General features: G+C 57.6%; 16 protein-coding genes and 1 pseudogene. 4 read left to right on the forward strand and 13 right to left on the reverse strand.

Going from position 1 to position 16,321, the window contains the following annotated elements; all coding sequences use genetic code 11:
- Position 1 precedes the first annotated feature (1 nt).
- Entirely contained in the window at positions 2–715 is a 714-nt protein-coding gene (locus JFT91_RS26990) for a DUF3108 domain-containing protein (protein ID WP_201227379.1), read from the forward strand.
- Between the two features lie 153 nt (positions 716–868).
- Here JFT91_RS26990 and JFT91_RS30335 read toward each other — a convergent pair whose 3' ends face one another.
- The 3 genes and pseudogenes from JFT91_RS30335 to JFT91_RS27000 all read right to left on the reverse strand — a co-directional run bounded on the left by JFT91_RS30335 (position 869) and on the right by JFT91_RS27000 (position 3,679).
- On the reverse strand, positions 869–1,732 hold the full coding sequence (locus tag JFT91_RS30335) for a methyl-accepting chemotaxis protein (RefSeq protein ID WP_518524902.1): 864 nt from the start codon (positions 1,730–1,732) through the stop codon (positions 869–871).
- Positions 1,724–2,494, reverse strand: a pseudogene (locus JFT91_RS30340) (MCP four helix bundle domain-containing protein); the annotation flags it as partial. The gene JFT91_RS30335 and the pseudogene JFT91_RS30340, both read right to left, overlap by 9 nt.
- Before the next feature lie 138 nt (positions 2,495–2,632).
- Positions 2,633–3,679, reverse strand: coding sequence for an amidohydrolase family protein (locus JFT91_RS27000; protein ID WP_201234398.1), 1,047 nt, complete (start codon positions 3,677–3,679; stop codon positions 2,633–2,635).
- A gap of 128 nt (positions 3,680–3,807) precedes the next feature.
- On the opposite strand from JFT91_RS27000, the gene JFT91_RS27005 reads away from it, so the two are divergent.
- Positions 3,808–4,224: an OsmC family protein gene (locus tag JFT91_RS27005; RefSeq protein WP_201227382.1), complete on the forward strand. Its 417-nt coding sequence runs from the start codon at positions 3,808–3,810 to the stop codon at positions 4,222–4,224.
- Between the two features lie 61 nt (positions 4,225–4,285).
- On the forward strand, positions 4,286–5,149 hold the full coding sequence (locus JFT91_RS27010) for a pirin family protein (RefSeq protein WP_201234399.1): 864 nt from the start codon (positions 4,286–4,288) through the stop codon (positions 5,147–5,149).
- 133 nt (positions 5,150–5,282) lie between these two features.
- Here JFT91_RS27010 and JFT91_RS27015 read toward each other — a convergent pair whose 3' ends face one another.
- From JFT91_RS27015 to JFT91_RS27030, 4 genes are all read right to left on the reverse strand, one after another.
- Positions 5,283–6,011 (reverse strand): dienelactone hydrolase family protein, encoded by a 729-nt coding sequence (locus JFT91_RS27015; protein ID WP_201234400.1) that lies wholly within the window; start codon positions 6,009–6,011, stop codon positions 5,283–5,285.
- A 68-nt stretch (positions 6,012–6,079) separates the two neighbouring features.
- Entirely contained in the window at positions 6,080–7,984 is a 1,905-nt protein-coding gene (htpG, locus tag JFT91_RS27020; protein WP_201227385.1) for a molecular chaperone HtpG, read from the reverse strand.
- Positions 7,985–8,066: 82 nt separating this feature from the next.
- The gene (locus JFT91_RS27025) at positions 8,067–8,519 is read right to left on the reverse strand and encodes a hotdog domain-containing protein (RefSeq protein WP_201227386.1); all 453 of its coding nucleotides are present in this window, start codon (positions 8,517–8,519) and stop codon (positions 8,067–8,069) included.
- Positions 8,516–8,992, reverse strand: coding sequence for a PaaI family thioesterase (locus tag JFT91_RS27030; RefSeq protein ID WP_201227387.1), 477 nt, complete (start codon positions 8,990–8,992; stop codon positions 8,516–8,518). The genes JFT91_RS27025 and JFT91_RS27030 overlap by 4 nt, the downstream gene beginning before the upstream one ends.
- 158 nt (positions 8,993–9,150) lie before the next feature.
- Between JFT91_RS27030 and JFT91_RS27035 the strand changes: the two genes are divergently transcribed.
- The gene (locus tag JFT91_RS27035; protein ID WP_123465870.1) at positions 9,151–9,387 is read left to right on the forward strand and encodes a hypothetical protein; all 237 of its coding nucleotides are present in this window, start codon (positions 9,151–9,153) and stop codon (positions 9,385–9,387) included.
- Between the two features lie 78 nt (positions 9,388–9,465).
- On the opposite strand, the gene JFT91_RS27040 is transcribed toward JFT91_RS27035, so the two are convergent.
- From JFT91_RS27040 to lpdA, 6 genes are all read right to left on the reverse strand, one after another.
- Positions 9,466–9,867 carry an MAPEG family protein gene (locus tag JFT91_RS27040; RefSeq protein WP_201227388.1) on the reverse strand — a complete coding sequence of 134 codons (402 nt, stop codon included), beginning with the start codon at positions 9,865–9,867 and terminating at the stop codon, positions 9,466–9,468.
- The gene (locus JFT91_RS27045) at positions 9,867–10,604 is read right to left on the reverse strand and encodes a DUF599 domain-containing protein (RefSeq protein ID WP_201148222.1); all 738 of its coding nucleotides are present in this window, start codon (positions 10,602–10,604) and stop codon (positions 9,867–9,869) included. The genes JFT91_RS27040 and JFT91_RS27045 overlap by 1 nt, the downstream gene beginning before the upstream one ends.
- 185 nt (positions 10,605–10,789) lie before the next feature.
- On the reverse strand, positions 10,790–12,103 hold the full coding sequence (gene brnQ, locus JFT91_RS27050) for a branched-chain amino acid transport system II carrier protein (RefSeq protein ID WP_201227390.1): 1,314 nt from the start codon (positions 12,101–12,103) through the stop codon (positions 10,790–10,792).
- Between the two features lie 501 nt (positions 12,104–12,604).
- Positions 12,605–13,486 (reverse strand): succinate--CoA ligase subunit alpha, encoded by an 882-nt coding sequence (gene sucD / locus JFT91_RS27055; RefSeq protein WP_158830677.1) that lies wholly within the window; start codon positions 13,484–13,486, stop codon positions 12,605–12,607.
- Positions 13,486–14,652, reverse strand: coding sequence for an ADP-forming succinate--CoA ligase subunit beta (sucC, locus tag JFT91_RS27060; protein ID WP_007919879.1), 1,167 nt, complete (start codon positions 14,650–14,652; stop codon positions 13,486–13,488). The genes sucD and sucC overlap by 1 nt, the downstream gene beginning before the upstream one ends.
- Before the next feature lie 182 nt (positions 14,653–14,834).
- On the reverse strand, positions 14,835–16,271 hold the full coding sequence (lpdA, locus tag JFT91_RS27065) for a dihydrolipoyl dehydrogenase (protein ID WP_034156249.1): 1,437 nt from the start codon (positions 16,269–16,271) through the stop codon (positions 14,835–14,837).
- Positions 16,272–16,321: the final 50 nt, after the last annotated feature.

Raw genomic sequence — 16,321 nt, forward strand, 5'->3', positions numbered from 1 at the left:
TATGCGTCGCGCCCTGCTCTTCGCTTGCGCTCTGCTCGCCCTGCCTTTCGCGCAGGCAGCGGACCTTCAACCGTTCTCCGCCAGCTACACCGCCGACTGGAAGCAGTTGCCCATGAGCGGCACCGCTGAACGCAGCCTGACCAAGGAAGCCAACGGCGTCTGGAAACTCAGCTTCAAGGCCTCGATGATGATCGCCAGCCTGACTGAAGAAAGCACCCTGACCCTGGACAAGGACACTTTGCTGCCACAGTCCTATCACTTCGAACGTGGTGGTCTGGGCAAGGCCAAGAAGGCTGATCTGGATTTCGACTGGAACAGCAAAATGGTCACCGGCACCGACCGTGGCGACGCGGTGAAAATCCCGCTCAACCGTGGCATGGTCGACAAATCCACCTATCAACTGGCGCTGCAGCATGACGTCGCTGCCGGCAAGAAGACCATGAGCTACCAAGTGGTCGATGATGGCGAAGTCGATACCTATGACTTCCGCGTGCTGGGTTCGGAAAAAGTCGACACCAAGGCTGGCAAGATCGATGCGATCAAAGTCGAGCGCGTGCGCGACCCGACACAGAGCAAACGCATCACCGTCCTCTGGTTCGCCAAGGATTGGGATTACCTGCTGGTCCGTCTGCAACAGGTTGAAACCGACGGCAAGGAGTACAACATCATGCTCCAGGACGGCACGGTCAACGGCAAGGCTGTCAAAGGCAGCTGATCCGCCGCGATATCAAAAAGCCCCGCGAAATGCGGGGCTTTTTTTCGCCTGCAACACGCCTCCTGTAGGAGCTGCGGCACGCTGCGATCTTTTGATCTTGAAAAACAGAATCAAAAGATCGCAGCGTGCCGCAGTTCCTACAGGGATGGCATTTCAGACCGAAAACTTCGCCACCATATTGTTCAAATCCACCGCCAGCCGTGACAACTCCTGGCTCGCCGCACTGGTCTGATTGGCACCCGCCGACGTCTGCATGGCCAGATCACGAATGTTCATCAGATTACGATCCACCTCCCGCGCCACCGCCGCCTGCTCTTCCGACGCGCTGGCGATCACCAGGTTGCGCTCGTTGATCAGGGTAAACGCCGAAGCAATCTCCTCCAGCGCCGTACCGGCAGCCTTGGCCAGCTCCAGCGTCGAACGTGCCCGCACATTGCTCTGCTGCATCGAACTGACCGCCGAATCGGTGCCTTGCTGAATGCCACCGATCATCTGCTCGATTTCCTGGGTCGACTGTTGCGTACGATGGGCCAATGCCCGTACTTCGTCCGCAACCACCGCAAATCCGCGCCCGGCATCGCCAGCGCGGGCCGCTTCAATCGCCGCGTTCAATGCCAGCAAATTGGTTTGCTCGGCAATCGAGCGGATCACGTCGAGCACTTTGCTGATGCCATGAACCTTGTCCGCCAGATCTTCAACCAGGGACGCGTTATTGGTCACGTCTTCGGCAAGAAACTCGATCGACGACACGGTCTGCTGCACTTGCTCACGACCATGCTGGGCAATGCGATCAGATTCACGCGAAGCTTCGGAAGTCGCCACCGCGTTGCTGGCCACCTCTTCCACCGCCGCCGTCATCTGATTGACCGCTGTGGCCGCCTGTTCGATCTCCAGGCTCTGCTGATGCAAGCCGCGAGTGGCATCTTCGGTGACGCAACTCAGCTCTTCCGAGGCCGAGGCCAATTGACTGGAGGACTCCGAGATTTGCCGAATCGTGTCACGCAGGTTGTGCTGCATGCTCTTGAGTGCATGCAGCAGTCGCGCCGGCTCATCCTTGCCACTGATGTCGATATCGCCGGTCAGATCGCCACCTGCGACCACTTCCGCCACGCCCAGCGACTGCGCCAACGGCAGCACAATGCTTCGAGTCAGGAGTAGCGCCAGACCAATGGTGATCAGCGCGGTAACGCCGATCATCACCCCGACCCACACTCGCGAATTGATGAACACCAGCCGTGCGGCTTCAGTGGCGAGGTTGGCGTTGTGCTTATTCATCTCGACCAGTTCGCGCAGGACCACCGCGATTTCATCGGCCAACGGGCTCATCTGGCCATTGAGAATCGCCGCCGCGTCCTCGACGCGATTCTGCGCAGACAACTGCATGACCTGCGCCTGAAGCTCCAGATATTGGTGCTCGGCGACCTTGAAGCGATCAAACAGCTTGCGTTCCTCGGGCAACACGATCAGCACGTCGTAACGCTGCTGGGCTTCGCTGAGCACACCGCGCAGTTCGTTGAGCTTGGTGACATTCTGCTCAAGCGCCTGCGGATCGCGATTGAGCAACAGGCGCATGGTCAGGGCGCGCAGGCGCAGCATGTCCTGACTCATCTCGCCGACCGCCATCACACTGGGCAGCCAATTTTTATCGACCTCGTCAGACTGGGCGCGCATGTTCGACATTTGCAGCAGGGCAAACGCCCCGAGAGCAAACACCATGAGCGCCAACAGACCAAAACCGAGGCCGGCGCGCGGGGCAATATTGAGACTACGGATACTCATGGCTCTGGTTCCTTCCAAAAGCGCTGCATCAACCCTGCAGCTGGTTGCTCTAGAAGGTATCGGCCCGGCGAAAATTTGCGTAAGACCAAAAGCTGATATCAAAAGGCCTTGATACTTCGAACCGTCGGAATTAACGATTCAGCGGGTTTTGCCGGACTTTAGCTCTGTTCGCGGCAAGATCGCCAGAAAGTTGTCCCGCGCGACTTTACGAGCGACGTCTTCGGGCAATGCATCAAGGAATGGCTTGAAGCTGCGCATCTCGTCCCCCAGCTTATTGAAACGCCCTACCACGTCCGAGCCGAGCATGAAGCGCTGCGGGTATTTCTCTACCAGCGCTAACCACTCCGAACGGGGCTTGCCCTGCTCGTCCAGCAGGTATGGGGTGAGCATGCTCCAGGAAAGGTCGACAAACAGGTTGGGATACGCCTCAAGCAGGCGTGTCAGGGTGGGCAGCAAAAATTTCAGCTGTGTTTGATGCCGATGAATCTCGGCGCTGGTCCCGGCGTGAGCCCAAATGAATCGCGTGTGTGGATGATTACGCAGCGGCTCTTCGATTTCCCTCAGGTAAAGCGGATTTCTCTCACGCTTGGAGGTGATGTTGGAATGCAGCATCACCGGCAGATCATTTTCCGCTGCCAAGTGATAGATCTTGGTCATCGCCTCGTTATTGGCGCGCGGCGTGTCACCGGAGGTCAGCGCCGTCAGATCGTCATGCCGAGTGAACACCTCGCCGATACCCTGCCAAAGCCCCGGATAAAGCTCGAGCATGCGCTGGATATGCGCGGCGGAATTCTTGTCGTTGGGGTTGAAGCCTGACAGGAACGGATGAAAGTACACGCGTTGTTCAGGCGTCAGCTTTTGCACCGCATCGGCAACGATCACGTCGGTGGCGCTGTACCAATAGGCATCGGCGTCGTCACCGGCGTAATAACGCGGACGCTTGGGTTCGTCTTCGTGCCATTTCTTCGCGACGGGAATGCCGGAAATCATCACATGCTCGACGGAGCTTTCCTGCATGGCTGTGAGCAATTTCACCATACCGGCGGTTTCCTGGAAAAAATCCACGTAATGCAAGTGCGCGTCACTGTAGGTGTATTCGCGGGCGCTGGCAGTGCTGGCGAATGCCAGGAGGCAGGCGAGACTCAAACGATACAGGCACACAATTAATCTCCGGGAAGTAGGCATAGCCTAGACCTCAGCGTGACAACAAGGGTTCATCCCGCAGGAAAGTGGAACGCGTGCCGGCGGGAATGCTCTATAACTGCAAGGTCTTTTTAGATCGAACGACTTTTCCTACTGCCCGTGAGGTTCACATGACTGTCACCGTCAATACCGTCTCCGCTGAAGGTTTTCGTCACTCTGTAAAAATCGATGATCTCGAATTATTTGCCGACGTACCGGCCTCTGCCGGCGGCGAAGGCTCGGCACCCGAGCCGCACGATTACTTCGACGCCGCCCTCGGCGCCTGCAAGGCCCTGACCCTGAAGATGTACGCGAAGAAGAAAGACATCCCGCTGACGGGCGTGGGTGTCGAGGTCAAACGCGACAACAGCGAAGAGCAGAAAGGCAAATACGTCCTGCACGTCACCCTGACCCTTAAAGGCGTGTTGACTGACGCTCAGCGCGAAGAACTGCTGCGCGTTGCCGACCGTTGCCCGATCCACAAGCTGATGACCACCAGCGAAGTCAGCATCGAAACCCACGCCCCACAAGGCTTCGATAGCCAGTAATCACTACAGCGCCAGCGGCGGGTTATGCTTCTGGCATCACCCGCTCAGCCTGGAATGCACCATGCACACGCAACCTCTGATCATCCGCCCGCGCGCCGAAGACGTTGAGGGCCAACCGATTCTGCGCCCGCTGCCGTCAGCCAAATGCCGCAGTGTCGGGCCTTTCGTGTTTTTTGATCACATGCTCGAAACGGTTTATCCGACAGGCAAAGGCATGAACATCCGACAGCATCCGCACATCGGGCTGTCGACCCTCACCTATCTGTTTGATGGGCAGATTCAGCACAAGGACAGCCTCGGCTCCGATCAGCTGGTCAATGCCGGCGATGTCAGCTGGATGACCGCCGGCAGCGCCATCGCGCACGTCGAGCGCACGCCGGAACCTTTGTGGGACCAGAGCTTCACAATGCACGGCTTGCAGATCTGGCTGGCGTCGCCCAAGGATCATGAGCAAGGCCCGGGACATTACAGCCACCACCCCGCTGCAACATTGCCGGTCAGCGATAACCTTGGCGTACAGATCCGCATGATTGCCGGGTCAGGCTTTTGCCTGGAATCGCCGGTGCCGGTGCTTTCTCCTACGCTGTATGCCGAAGTGCAGATGCAGACGGCGACCACGCTACTGATTCCGACCGAGCATCAGGAACGTGCGGTGTATGTGTTGAGTGGTGATGCACAGCTGAATGGCGAAACGATTGAGCCGCACGCGCTGGTGGTGTTGCCGGCCGGGGAAGAAATGAGCCTGTTTGCCGAGAGCGATGTGCACGCCGTGGTGTTCGGCGGTGCGCCGCTGGACGGGCCTCGGCGAATCAACTGGAATTTTGTTGCGAGCGATCCGGCGGCGATCGATGAGGCGCGGCGCAAGTGGGCGGCCGGGGATTGGCCGACGGTGCCGGGGGAAATTGAGCGGATTGAATTGCCCTGAGTTTTGTATCGCCTGAAAAATCGCCATCGCGAGCAGGCTCACTCCTACAGGGGAACGCATTCCAACTGTAGGAGTGAGCCTGCTCGCGATGAGGCCAGGTCAGGCACCACAGAATGGGCGCCGGTTACCAGAATCAGCCCTTGAACACTTCATCCAGCAAATCATGCATCGACTTGAATGCGCGCTTGGCGGTCTTCTCGTCATACATCATCTTGCCCGGCACATTCGCATGCGGATCAGTAAACGAATGCACCGCACCGCCGTAGCTCAGCAATTGCCAATCGACGTTCGCCGCATTCATTTCGTCTTCAAATGCCGGCAGTTGCTCTTTCGGCACCAATGGATCGGAAGCACCGTGCAGCACCAGCACCGAGCCTTTGATGTTCTTTGCATCGGCCGGGTTCGGTGAGTCCAATGTGCCGTGGAACGACACAGCCGCTTTAACCGGCGCGCCCGTACGGGCCAGATCCAGCGCACAGCAACCGCCGAAGCAGAAACCAAACACCGCCAGCTTCGAAGTATCAACCGCCGCCTCGCCCTGCTTCTGCAACTGCTCGAACGCCGCTTGCATACGCGTGCGCAGCAGTGCGCGATCGTTCTTCAGCGGCATCATCGCCGCGCCAGCCTCATCGCCGTTCTGCGGGCGCACGGCCTGCCCGTAAACGTCAGCAATCAGCACCACGTAACCCTTGGCCGCCACCGACTTGGCGATTTCTTCGGCACCGGCGCTAACGCCCATCCAGTTCGGCGCCATCAACAAACCCGGACGCGCGCCTTTGTGCTCGGCATCGAACGCCAGACGACCTTCATAAGGCTGGCCATCAATCTGATAGACCACGGAACGTACAGTGATTTGGCTCATTTCTGACTCCTGATTGCTTAAACACCAGAATGAAAAAACCCGCCGAAGCGGGTTTTTCTACAACTTGATTAAACCGACAGTTCAACCAGCAGCTTGTTCAGTCGGCGCACGTAAGCCGCCGGGTCTTTCAAGCTGTCGCCGGCCGCGAGTGCGGCCTGGTCGAAGAGGATGTGCGACAGATCGCCAAAACGCTCTTCGCTCTGCTCGCCGTCAAGTTTCTCGATCAGCGGGTGGCTTGGGTTGAACTCGAAGATTGGCTTCGAATCCGGCACTTTCTGACCGCTGGCTTCGAGGATCTGACGCATTTGCAGACCCAGGTCCTGCTCGCCGATGGCCAGAATGGCCGGCGAATCGGTCAGACGATGCGATACGCGGACTTCCGCCACGGAATCGCCCAGTGCGGTTTTCAGACGCTCAACCAGACCTTCTTTGGACTTGGCGACTTCTTCTGCGGCTTTCTTGTCCTCTTCCGAGTCCAGGTTGCCCAGATCGAGGTCACCGCGCGCCACGTCGACAAAGCTCTTGCCGTCGAACTCGCTGAGGTAGCTCATCAGCCACTCGTCGATGCGGTCGGTCAGCAGCAGCACTTCGATGCCTTTCTTGCGGAAGACTTCCAGGTGCGGGCTGTTCTTGACCTGCGCGTAGGTTTCGCCGGTCAGGTAGTAGATCTTGTCCTGACCTTCCTTGGCACGCGCCAGGTAGTCGGCCAGACCAACGATCTGCTCGCCGTCGTCGCCATTGGTCGATGCGAAACGCAGCAAACCGGCAATTTTCTCTTTGTTGGCGAAATCTTCTGCCGGGCCTTCTTTCATGACCTGACCGAAGTTTTTCCAGAAGCCCTTGTATTGCTCAGGCTCGTTCTTCGCCAGTTTTTCCAGCATGTCGAGCACGCGCTTGGTCAGCGCGGTCTTCATCGAATCGATGATCGGGTCTTTCTGCAGGATTTCCCGCGACACGTTCAGCGACAGGTCGTTGGAATCGACCACGCCTTTGATGAAGCGCAGGTACAACGGCAGGAACGACTCGGCCTGATCCATCACGAACACACGTTGCACGTACAGCTTCAGGCCTTTCGGCGCTTCACGCTGGTACAGGTCGAACGGTGCGCGGGCCGGCACGTACAGCAGCGAGCTGTATTCGAGCTTGCCTTCGACTTTGTTGTGGCTCCAGGCCAGCGGGTTTTCAAAGTCGTGGGCGATGTGCTTGTAGAACTCCTGGTATTCCTCATCCTTGACTTCAGTGCGAGGACGGGTCCACAGCGCGCTGGCGCGGTTGACGGTTTCCCATTCAACGGCTGGAGCTTCTTCACCTTCAGCTGCGGCCGCTTCTTTCGGCAGCTCGATCGGGAGCGCGATGTGGTCGGAGTACTTCTTGATGATGTTGCGCAGACGCCAGCCATCGGCGAATTCGTCTTCAGCCGCTTTCAGGTGCAGAACGATACGGGTGCCGCGCTCTGGCTTGTCGATGTTGGCAACTTCGAACTCGCCCTCGCCTTTCGACGACCAGTGCACGCCTTCGCTGGCTGGAGTGCCGGCGCGACGGCTGTACACGTCAACCTGGTCGGCAACGATGAATGCCGAGTAGAAACCCACACCGAACTGACCGATCAGGTGCGAATCTTTCTTCTGATCGCCCGAGAGGTTTTTCATGAAATCGGCGGTGCCGGATTTGGCGATGGTCCCCAGGTGGGTGATCACATCGTCACGGTTCATGCCGATACCGTTGTCTTCGAGGGTGACGGTCTTGGCGTCTTTGTCGAAGCTCACACGGATTTTCAGATCAGCGCCACCTTCAAGCAACTCTGGCTTGGCCAGGGCTTCGAAGCGCAGCTTGTCGACAGCGTCAGAGGCGTTCGAGATCAATTCGCGAAGGAAAATTTCCTTGTTGGAATACAGCGAATGGATCATGAGGTGCAGCAGCTGCTTTACCTCGGTCTGGAAGCCCAGGGTTTCCTTTTGAGTTTCCACACTCATGGTCATCAAACTCCAATCAGATGGCAGTGGCCGCGACCCGAAATGGTCGGCGGCGGGTTGTCATCAGAGTTGGGGGCGCTGTTCAGGATTTCAAGGGCTCATCGATTTTGAAGTGCGCACGGGCTGTCGCAATCGGTTCGCCCTCGGTGCTTTGCCAAGCCGTAATGGCGACGTTGGCGACGCGCCGTCCCTGGCGGCAGACCTGACATTTGGCCCAAGTGTCGCGAAACTGGCCGGCACGCAGGTAATCGAGAGAGAAGTCGATGATCTTCGGCACCCCTGGCGCGCCCGTGAAAATCAGCAGATGCAGGGCCGCTGCCAGCTCCATGAACCCGGCAATCACCCCGCCGTGAATCGCCGGCAATAAAGGGTTACCAATGTTGTCTTTGTTCGCCGGCAGCTTGAACAACAGTTCATCACCGACCCGCGAGCACTCAATACCGATTAAGCCGGCGTACGGAATCAGTTTCAGCAGCGGTGCATAGTCGCCCTGAGCGTGAGCCTGTTGCAGTTGTTCCTTGAGATCATCACTCACGAGCCTTCTCCCTTGACCACGCCGCCGAAACCTTTGGTGCCTTTGAGGCCTTTGCCCATACGCATGAACGTGCCAACGACATGGGCGATTGGCTGCTCGGGATCGTCCTGGTAGGCAAAACCCCGGGCGAAGATCACATCCGTCGTGACCCGGTAGCACTGGGCGAAGCCGTAAACGTCTTTATTCGGTTCGGCAGCGTGCATGTAGTCGATGCGCAGATCGAGGGTTGGGCAGACCTCGAATTCCGCCAGCACGCACAACGTCGACATCCCGCAGGCGGTGTCCATCAACGAGGTGATGGCCCCGCCGTGAATGACGCCGGTTTGGGGGTTGCCAACGATTTTTTCGCTGTACGGCAAGATCACTGTCAGCCCTTCGCTGGAGGCGCTATGCACCCGCAAACCGAGTACCTGACAGTGACGCAACGCCGAAAGAAATCGCGTCGCACGCTCAAAAACGGGGTTCTCGGTCATTTGATAATTACTCGCGTTAGAGCCTTTGGCCAGTAGTGACAAACACAGCAAAAGTTCCGTTGAAAAACAAACTTATATATCTGAAAGAAATGAGGAACTTAACCTTGAGGGCAACGTTCTTAAGGCCAGTAGTTATTTTCCATAAGGAGAAACACCCCATGCGTAAGACTTTAGCTATTGCCTTGATGTTGACCGCTTCCCTCGGTCTCGCTGCCTGCGATAAAAAATCCGAGGACAAAGCTCAAGATGCAAACCAACATGCTGAACAAGCTCAGCAAGACATGAACAAAGCTCAGGATAAAGTGAACGACGCCGCAAAAGAAAACGCCGAAGCTGCCAAAGCTCAGGCTGAATCGAACCAGGCTGCACAAGACGAAGCTGCCAAGAAGCAATAATTTGCCTCTTGATGCAGAGAAAAGAAAACCCGCCAAGTGCGGGTTTTCTTTTGCCTGTGACTTTTCGGTCATCCCGCCTTAGAGCAAGACTGTTCTAAAAGTCGGACTAATCATTAGCAACAACGAACACACTAAGCCGACCAGCCAGACCAAACTGCGCAGCTTTGGTATATCCGCCAGATAGAACCACAAGTAGACAATCCGCGCGATGACGAAAATGATCGCCAAGGCATCGATCAACCATCCTTGGGTTTGCGTGGTGTGCGCCATCAGCACACCCACCGCAAACAGGATAAATGCCTCGATGCTGTTCTGGTGAGCCGCCAGCGCCCGTGCGCCGTAACCGGTCAGTTGCGCCTGCTGCTGACGTGGCAGGTGATTGTTGTAACCACCCTGCTCTTTCATGGCCTTGGCCACGGGCATGCGCGCGATATAAATCAGCAGCGCACTGATAAACACACACCAGAACGGAATACTCATCAAACGACCTCTTTGTTCGCCTCGGGGATAGGCGCCTCTGTAGGGGTATAGACCATTACATCGAGAACGTCGGAATGAAACTCGCGACGGTACAGGACCAGCACCACACCCGCGCTCAGTAACATGAACAACCACGGGCTGACGAACCACGCCAGCATGGTCATGCCGAAGTAGTAAGAGCGCAGGCCGAAGTTGAACTGGTTGGCCGCCATCGAAATCACCCGCGCCGCGCGTGCAGCAAACGCCTTGCGCTCCTGCTCGGAGACATGGCGCTCACCGATCATCGGCGCCGAACCGACCAGTACCGCCGCAAAATTGTACTGGCGCATGCACCAACTGAACGTGAAGAAGGCGTAGACAAATACCATCGCCAGGCACAGCAGTTTGATCTCCGACATGCCCTGCGATGCCTGTTGCACCATCGGGATATCCGCGAGCAATGACACCGCGCGCTCGGAAGCACCAAGGACGGTGAGAATACCGGCGAGGATGATCAACGTGCTGGAAGCGAAAAACGAGGCGTTGCGCTCCAGATTGCCGATCACGCTGGCGTCGGCAATGCGGTTATCACGCAGCAGCATGCGGCGCATCCAGTCTTCGCGGTACAGGTGCAGCACGCTGGCCAGGCACGCGGTATCACGGCCCTTCCAGGTGGCATAGCGGGTGTAACCGCCCCAGCAGATGACAAACCAGCACGCGGCAAGCAGGTGGATCAGATTGGCTTGGATGAACGACATGCAATTCCTTGTGGAGTGTGAACACGGGACCTGTGGGGGTGAGCCTGCATAAAAGCGATGCAACCCTTCGACGTTAGTTCAGGGAAAAAGACACTGCCTGACGCCCATAAAAATGCCCCGTATCGTTTGATACGGGGCATTTCTGTTTAAGCGCTGAAGACCCGCTTGTGGCGGGTCAGCCAACCTCAGGCAACGGCTTCGCTGCGCTTGCCCAGCAGGCGATCGCAAACCACTGCAACCACCAGGGTCATCACGCATGGCACCAGCCACGCCAGGCCCTGCTCGCTCAGCGGCAGGTGCGACAGTTGCGTTGGCAGCCAGTCGGCCAGACCGGCGCCTTTCAGCGCATCGATGCCGCCGAACAGGAACGACACCAGCATCACTGGGCCGAGAATACGACCGTGTTCGTGCCAGAAGTCTTTGCAGAAGCTCAGCGCGACCAGAACGATGCATGGCGGGTAGATCGCCGTCAGCACCGGGATGGAGAAGGCGATCAGCTTGGTCAGGCCCAGGTTGGACACCAGCAGCGAGAACGCCGCCAGAATGATCACCAGAGTCTTGTAGGACAGTGGCAGCACACGGCTGAAGTACTCGGCACAGGCACAGGTCAGACCGACAGCCGTTACCAGGCACGCCAGCGAGATCAGCACGGCAAGGAAACCGCTGCCCAGCGAACCGAAGGTGTGTTGCACGTAAGCGTGCAATACCGCCGCGCCGTTGGTTGCACCGACGGCCACTTCATGGCTGCCCGAACCGAGGCGGAACAGGCTGATGTACACCAGCGCCAGACCGACACCGGCAATCAGTCCGGCGATGATCGCGTAACGGGTGATCAACTTCGGCGACTCGACGCCACGGGAGCGGATCGCGTTAACGATGACGATACCGAACACCAGCGCGCCAAGGGTATCCATGGTCAGGTAACCATTGATGAAACCCTGCGAGAACGGCGCCGCGACGTATTCCGGCGTGCCCTGGCCGATGTCACCCGCCGGCAAGGCGAATGCAGCGATACCGAGCACTGCCAGCGCGATGATCTTCAGCGGCGCGAGGAAGCGGCCGACTGTGTCCAGCAAACGCCCAGGGTAGAGCGAGATGAAGAACACCAGCAGGAAGTACACCGAGCTGTAGAGGAACAGCGCCAGCGGGCTTTCGCCGGTCAGCGGCGCCAGGCCTACTTCAAACGATACGGTCGCGGTACGCGGGGTGGCGAACAACGGACCGACCGCCAGGTAGCACGCAGCCGCCAGAATGCCGCCGGCGACTTTACCGATGGGGCTGCTCAGCGCGTCCATCGCCCCACCGACCTTGGCCAGTGCAACGACGGTGATCACCGGCAGACCCACTGCGGTGATCAGGAAGCCCAGCGCGGCCATCCAGACGTGAGGTCCGGCCTGCAAGCCAACGATAGGCGGGAAGATAATGTTGCCAGCCCCGACGAACAGGGCAAATGTCATAAAGCCAAGTGCCAGGATGTCCTGACCTTTCAAAACTTTCATTAAGGTAATACCACACTACTGAATCGGAATTTAGAGGGGGATTGCCCTGTGTAATTAGGGAAATGCTGTCGATCCGTATGGGACTGACCCTTAAAGCGCGTTGCATGCCTTGTGGGCGGCAGACGCAAAAATGGCTGCTAGCCTAACGAATTTGGCTTACAAACGCACTGTTAGAGGGCGAACTATCCGATACGCGACGTTTCTGTGTCGCGTTTACGTATCTATTTTTCCTACAGGGAACTCTGTAGGTAGAGCCCGACCCCTGTGGCGAGGGGATTTAGCGAAACGTCGCACCGCCCCGTTGGGGTGCGAAGCAGCCCTGATTGAGAACTTCTAGCGCTTTTCGATTGGCTGGATACATCGGGTCTGGGGCCGCTTCGCAGCCCAACGGGGATAAATCCCCTCGCCACAAAAATCCTTTGCAAAACTCCATATTGCAGAAACGACAAAGGCCACCCGAAGGTGGCCTTTGTTTGGTAAAGCGTCAGCTAAGCGCGAGGCTTACTTGACGGCCCAACCAGTCAGCTCGGCCAGGGCCTTGCCGATGTCTGCCAGCGAACGCACGGTTTTAACGCCTGCGTCTTGCAGTGCAGCGAATTTCTCGTCTGCAGTGCCTTTGCCGCCAGAGATGATTGCGCCAGCATGGCCCATGCGCTTGCCCGGAGGAGCAGTCACACCAGCGATGTAGGAAACAACCGGCTTGGTCACGTGTGCCTTGATGTAGGCAGCCGCTTCTTCTTCAGCCGAACCGCCGATCTCACCGATCATTACAATCGCTTCGGTCTTCGGGTCTTCCTGGAACAGCTTCAGGATGTCGATGAAGTTCGAACCCGGGATCGGGTCACCACCGATGCCGACGCAAGTCGACTGACCGAAACCGGCGTCAGTGGTCTGCTTCACAGCTTCGTAGGTCAGGGTGCCGGAACGCGAAACGATACCGACCTTGCCTGGCAAGTGAATGTGACCTGGCATGATGCCGATCTTGCACTCGCCCGGAGTGATCACGCCTGGGCAGTTAGGGCCGATCAGGACAATGCCCAGATCGTCGCAAACTACTTTGGCATCCAGCATGTCCAGGGTAGGAATGCCTTCGGTGATGCAGACGATCAGCTTGATGCCGCCGAAAGCAGCTTCCAGGATCGAATCTTTGCAGAAAGGAGCCGGAACGTAGATCACGCTGGCGGTAGCGCCAGTGGCCGCTACTGCGTCTTTAACGGTGTTGAACACTGGCAGACCCAGGTGCTCGGTGCCGCCTTTGCCTGGAGTTACGCCGCCAACCATCTTGGTGCCGTATTCGATGGCTTGCTGGGTGTGGAAACTACCTTGCGAACCGGTAATACCCTGGCAGATAACTTTGGTGTCTTTATTGATCAGGACGCTCATTATTTGCCCTCCGCAGCTTTGACAACTTGTTGAGCAGCGTCGGTCAGGCTGGTAGCAGCGATGATGTTCAAACCGCTTTCTGCCAGTACTTTAGCGCCCAGCTCAGCGTTGTTACCTTCAAGGCGAACAACAACCGGGATTTTCACGCCGACTTCTTTCACTGCACCGATGATGCCTTCGGCAATCATGTCGCAACGAACGATGCCGCCGAAGATGTTAACCAGTACTGCAGCGACGTTGGTGTCGGACAGAATGATTTTGAACGCTTCGGTAACGCGTTCTTTGGTAGCGCCACCACCTACGTCGAGGAAGTTGGCTGGTTTGCCGCCATGCAGGTTGACGATGTCCATGGTACCCATGGCCAGGCCAGCACCGTTGACCATGCAGCCGATGTTGCCTTCCAGTGCTACGTAGTTCAGTTCGAACTTGGCAGCGTGCGCTTCGCGCGGATCGTCTTGCGACGGATCGTGGAAAGTCTTCAGCTTAGGCTGACGGTACATTGCGTTGGCGTCGATGTTGATCTTGGCGTCGAGGCAGTGCAGATCGCCGTCAGCCTTGATCACCAGCGGGTTCACTTCCAGCAGAGCCAGGTCGTGATCCTTGAACAGTTTGGCCAGACCTACGAAGATCTTGGCGAACTGAGCAACCTGCTTGCCTTCCAGACCCAGCTGGAATGCCAGCTCGCGACCCTGGAATGGCTGAGCGCCAACCAGTGGATCGATAGTGGCTTTGAGAATTTTTTCTGGAGTGTCGTGAGCGATTTTCTCGATGTCCACGCCACCTTCGGTGGAAGCCATGAACACGATGCGACGGCTCGAACGGTCAACGACAGCGCCCAGGTACAGCTCTTTAGCGATATCAGTGCACGATTCAACCAGGATCTTGGTGACTGGCTGGCCATTGGCATCAGTCTGGTAAGTCACCAGACGCTTGCCCAGCCACTGCTGTGCGAAGGCTTTGGCGTCTTCTTTGCTGCGAACCAGCTTGACGCCGCCCGCTTTACCGCGACCACCGGCGTGGACCTGGGCTTTGACAACCCACTCACTGCCGCCAATTTTGTCGCAAGCTTCTGCTGCTGCTTCCGGGGTGTCTACTGCGTAACCAGTGGAAACTGGCAGGCCGTATTCAGCGAACAGCTGCTTACCCTGATACTCGTGAAGATTCATGCTTTTTACCGTCTTCGTTAGGTACTGCGCATTCGGCGCTGCGCTCGTTTGAGTGCCGCGCCACCTGTGACTGCTGCTTGCGTAGCTGAGCTACGCAAGACTGCGTCCAGCGGACATTCCGCGGTGAGTCTTGCTCGCAAGGCTCACGACGGGCCGTTACCGCCGTGGTTTCTTATTGTCTGTTAACGCTTCTTGCGGTTGGCAATGTGGATGGCGCCGCCATTCACAGCCAAAGCAGCTTCGTGCAAGGCTTCAGACAGGGTCGGATGGGAGAAAACCATCATGCCCAGGTCTTCAGCGCTGGTGCCGAATTCCATACCGATCGCGCCCTGCTGAACCAGCTCTGCAGCGCTCGGGCCAATCACGTGCACGCCCAATACGCGGTCAGTCTTGGCATCAGCGATGACCTTGACGAAACCACCGGTATCGTTGGCGGCCATGGCACGGCCGGAAGCGGCGAACGGGAAGGTGCCGACGTTAACTTCAACGCCTTCAGCTTTCAAGGCCTGCTCGGTTTTGCCAACCCACGCGATTTCCGGGTGAGTATAAATAACCGAAGGGATCAGGTCATAGTTCATCTGGGCTTTGTGGCCCTTGATGCGCTCGACAACCATGATGCCTTCTTCGGATGCCTTGTGAGCCAGCATCATGCCGCGAACCACGTCACCGATGGCGAAAACGCCCGGTACGGTGGTCGCGCAGTGATCGTCAACGTGCACGAAACCGCGCTCGTCGAGGGTCACGCCGCTGTCGGAAGCCAGCAGATCAGTGGTCACCGGACGGCGACCAACGGCTACGATCAGCTTGTCGAAAGTGATGGTCTGTTCGCCGTTGGCATCGGTGTAGTTAACAACGACTTCGTCGCCGTTGACTTTCGAACCGGTTACGCGAGCGCCCAGCTTGATGTCCAGACCTTGTTTGGTCAGGGTTTTCAGCGCTTCCTTGGAAACAGCGGTGTCCGCTGCCATCAGGAAAGTGTCCAGTGCTTCCAGAACAACTACTTCGGAGCCTAGACGCGACCATACCGAACCCAGTTCCAGACCGATTACGCCAGCGCCGATCACGCCCAAACGCTTAGGTACGGTCTGGAATTCCAGTGCGCCCGTCGAATCGACGATGACTTTCTGGTCAACCGGAGCCGGTGGAATGTCGATTGGACGCGAGCCTGGAGCCAGGATCACGTTTTCAGCTTCGATGACTTCAACCGAGCCGTCCGGCTTGGTGACTTCGACTTTCTTGCCAGCCAGCAGTTTGCCGTGGCCCTGGATCGAAGTAACGCCGTTGGCCTTGAACAGGGTGGCAACGCCGCCGGTCAGGTTCTTGACGATGCCAGCCTTGCGGCCAACCATCGCAGCGACGTCCATTTTGACTTCGCCAGTCGAGATACCGTGAACGTTGAAGCTTTCTTTGGCTTCCTTGTATTTCCAGGAGCTGTCCAGCAGCGCCTTGGAAGGAATGCAGCCGACGTTCAGGCAGGTACCGCCCAAGGCTTGCTTGCCTTCGGCGTCGGTGTACTTCTCGATGCAGGCAGTGGTCAGACCCAGCTGCGCGGCCTTGATGGCAGCTACGTAACCGCCAGGGCCGGCACCGATCACTACTACGTCAAATTTCTGCGACATTCAAAAAATCCTCTTTTTTGCAGCAAGCGTGAAGCCGCAAGCCTCAAGCC

Origin of the sequence: Pseudomonas sp. TH08 (genome assembly GCF_016651275.1) — a bacterium.
Taxonomy (GTDB): domain Bacteria; phylum Pseudomonadota; class Gammaproteobacteria; order Pseudomonadales; family Pseudomonadaceae; genus Aquipseudomonas.

Coding starts and splice junctions, on each gene's coding strand:
- JFT91_RS27035 (WP_123465870.1), top strand. CDS start 9,151: ATGCGTAAGACTTTAGCTATTGCCTTGATGTTGACCGCTTCCCTCGGT.
- JFT91_RS27040 (WP_201227388.1), bottom strand. CDS start 9,867: ATGAGTATTCCGTTCTGGTGTGTGTTTATCAGTGCGCTGCTGATTTAT.
- sucC (WP_007919879.1), bottom strand. CDS start 14,652: ATGAATCTTCACGAGTATCAGGGTAAGCAGCTGTTCGCTGAATACGGC.
- brnQ (WP_201227390.1), bottom strand. CDS start 12,103: ATGAAAGTTTTGAAAGGTCAGGACATCCTGGCACTTGGCTTTATGACA.
- htpG (WP_201227385.1), bottom strand. CDS start 7,984: ATGAGTGTGGAAACTCAAAAGGAAACCCTGGGCTTCCAGACCGAGGTA.
- JFT91_RS27000 (WP_201234398.1), bottom strand. CDS start 3,679: ATGCCTACTTCCCGGAGATTAATTGTGTGCCTGTATCGTTTGAGTCTC.
- JFT91_RS30335 (WP_518524902.1), bottom strand. CDS start 1,732: ATGCAGCACAACCTGCGTGACACGATTCGGCAAATCTCGGAGTCCTCC.
- sucD (WP_158830677.1), bottom strand. CDS start 13,486: ATGAGCGTCCTGATCAATAAAGACACCAAAGTTATCTGCCAGGGTATT.
- JFT91_RS27030 (WP_201227387.1), bottom strand. CDS start 8,992: ATGACCGAGAACCCCGTTTTTGAGCGTGCGACGCGATTTCTTTCGGCG.
- JFT91_RS27015 (WP_201234400.1), bottom strand. CDS start 6,011: ATGAGCCAAATCACTGTACGTTCCGTGGTCTATCAGATTGATGGCCAG.
- JFT91_RS27005 (WP_201227382.1), top strand. CDS start 3,808: ATGACTGTCACCGTCAATACCGTCTCCGCTGAAGGTTTTCGTCACTCT.
- lpdA (WP_034156249.1), bottom strand. CDS start 16,271: ATGTCGCAGAAATTTGACGTAGTAGTGATCGGTGCCGGCCCTGGCGGT.
- JFT91_RS26990 (WP_201227379.1), top strand. CDS start 2: ATGCGTCGCGCCCTGCTCTTCGCTTGCGCTCTGCTCGCCCTGCCTTTC.
- JFT91_RS27010 (WP_201234399.1), top strand. CDS start 4,286: ATGCACACGCAACCTCTGATCATCCGCCCGCGCGCCGAAGACGTTGAG.
- JFT91_RS27045 (WP_201148222.1), bottom strand. CDS start 10,604: ATGTCGTTCATCCAAGCCAATCTGATCCACCTGCTTGCCGCGTGCTGG.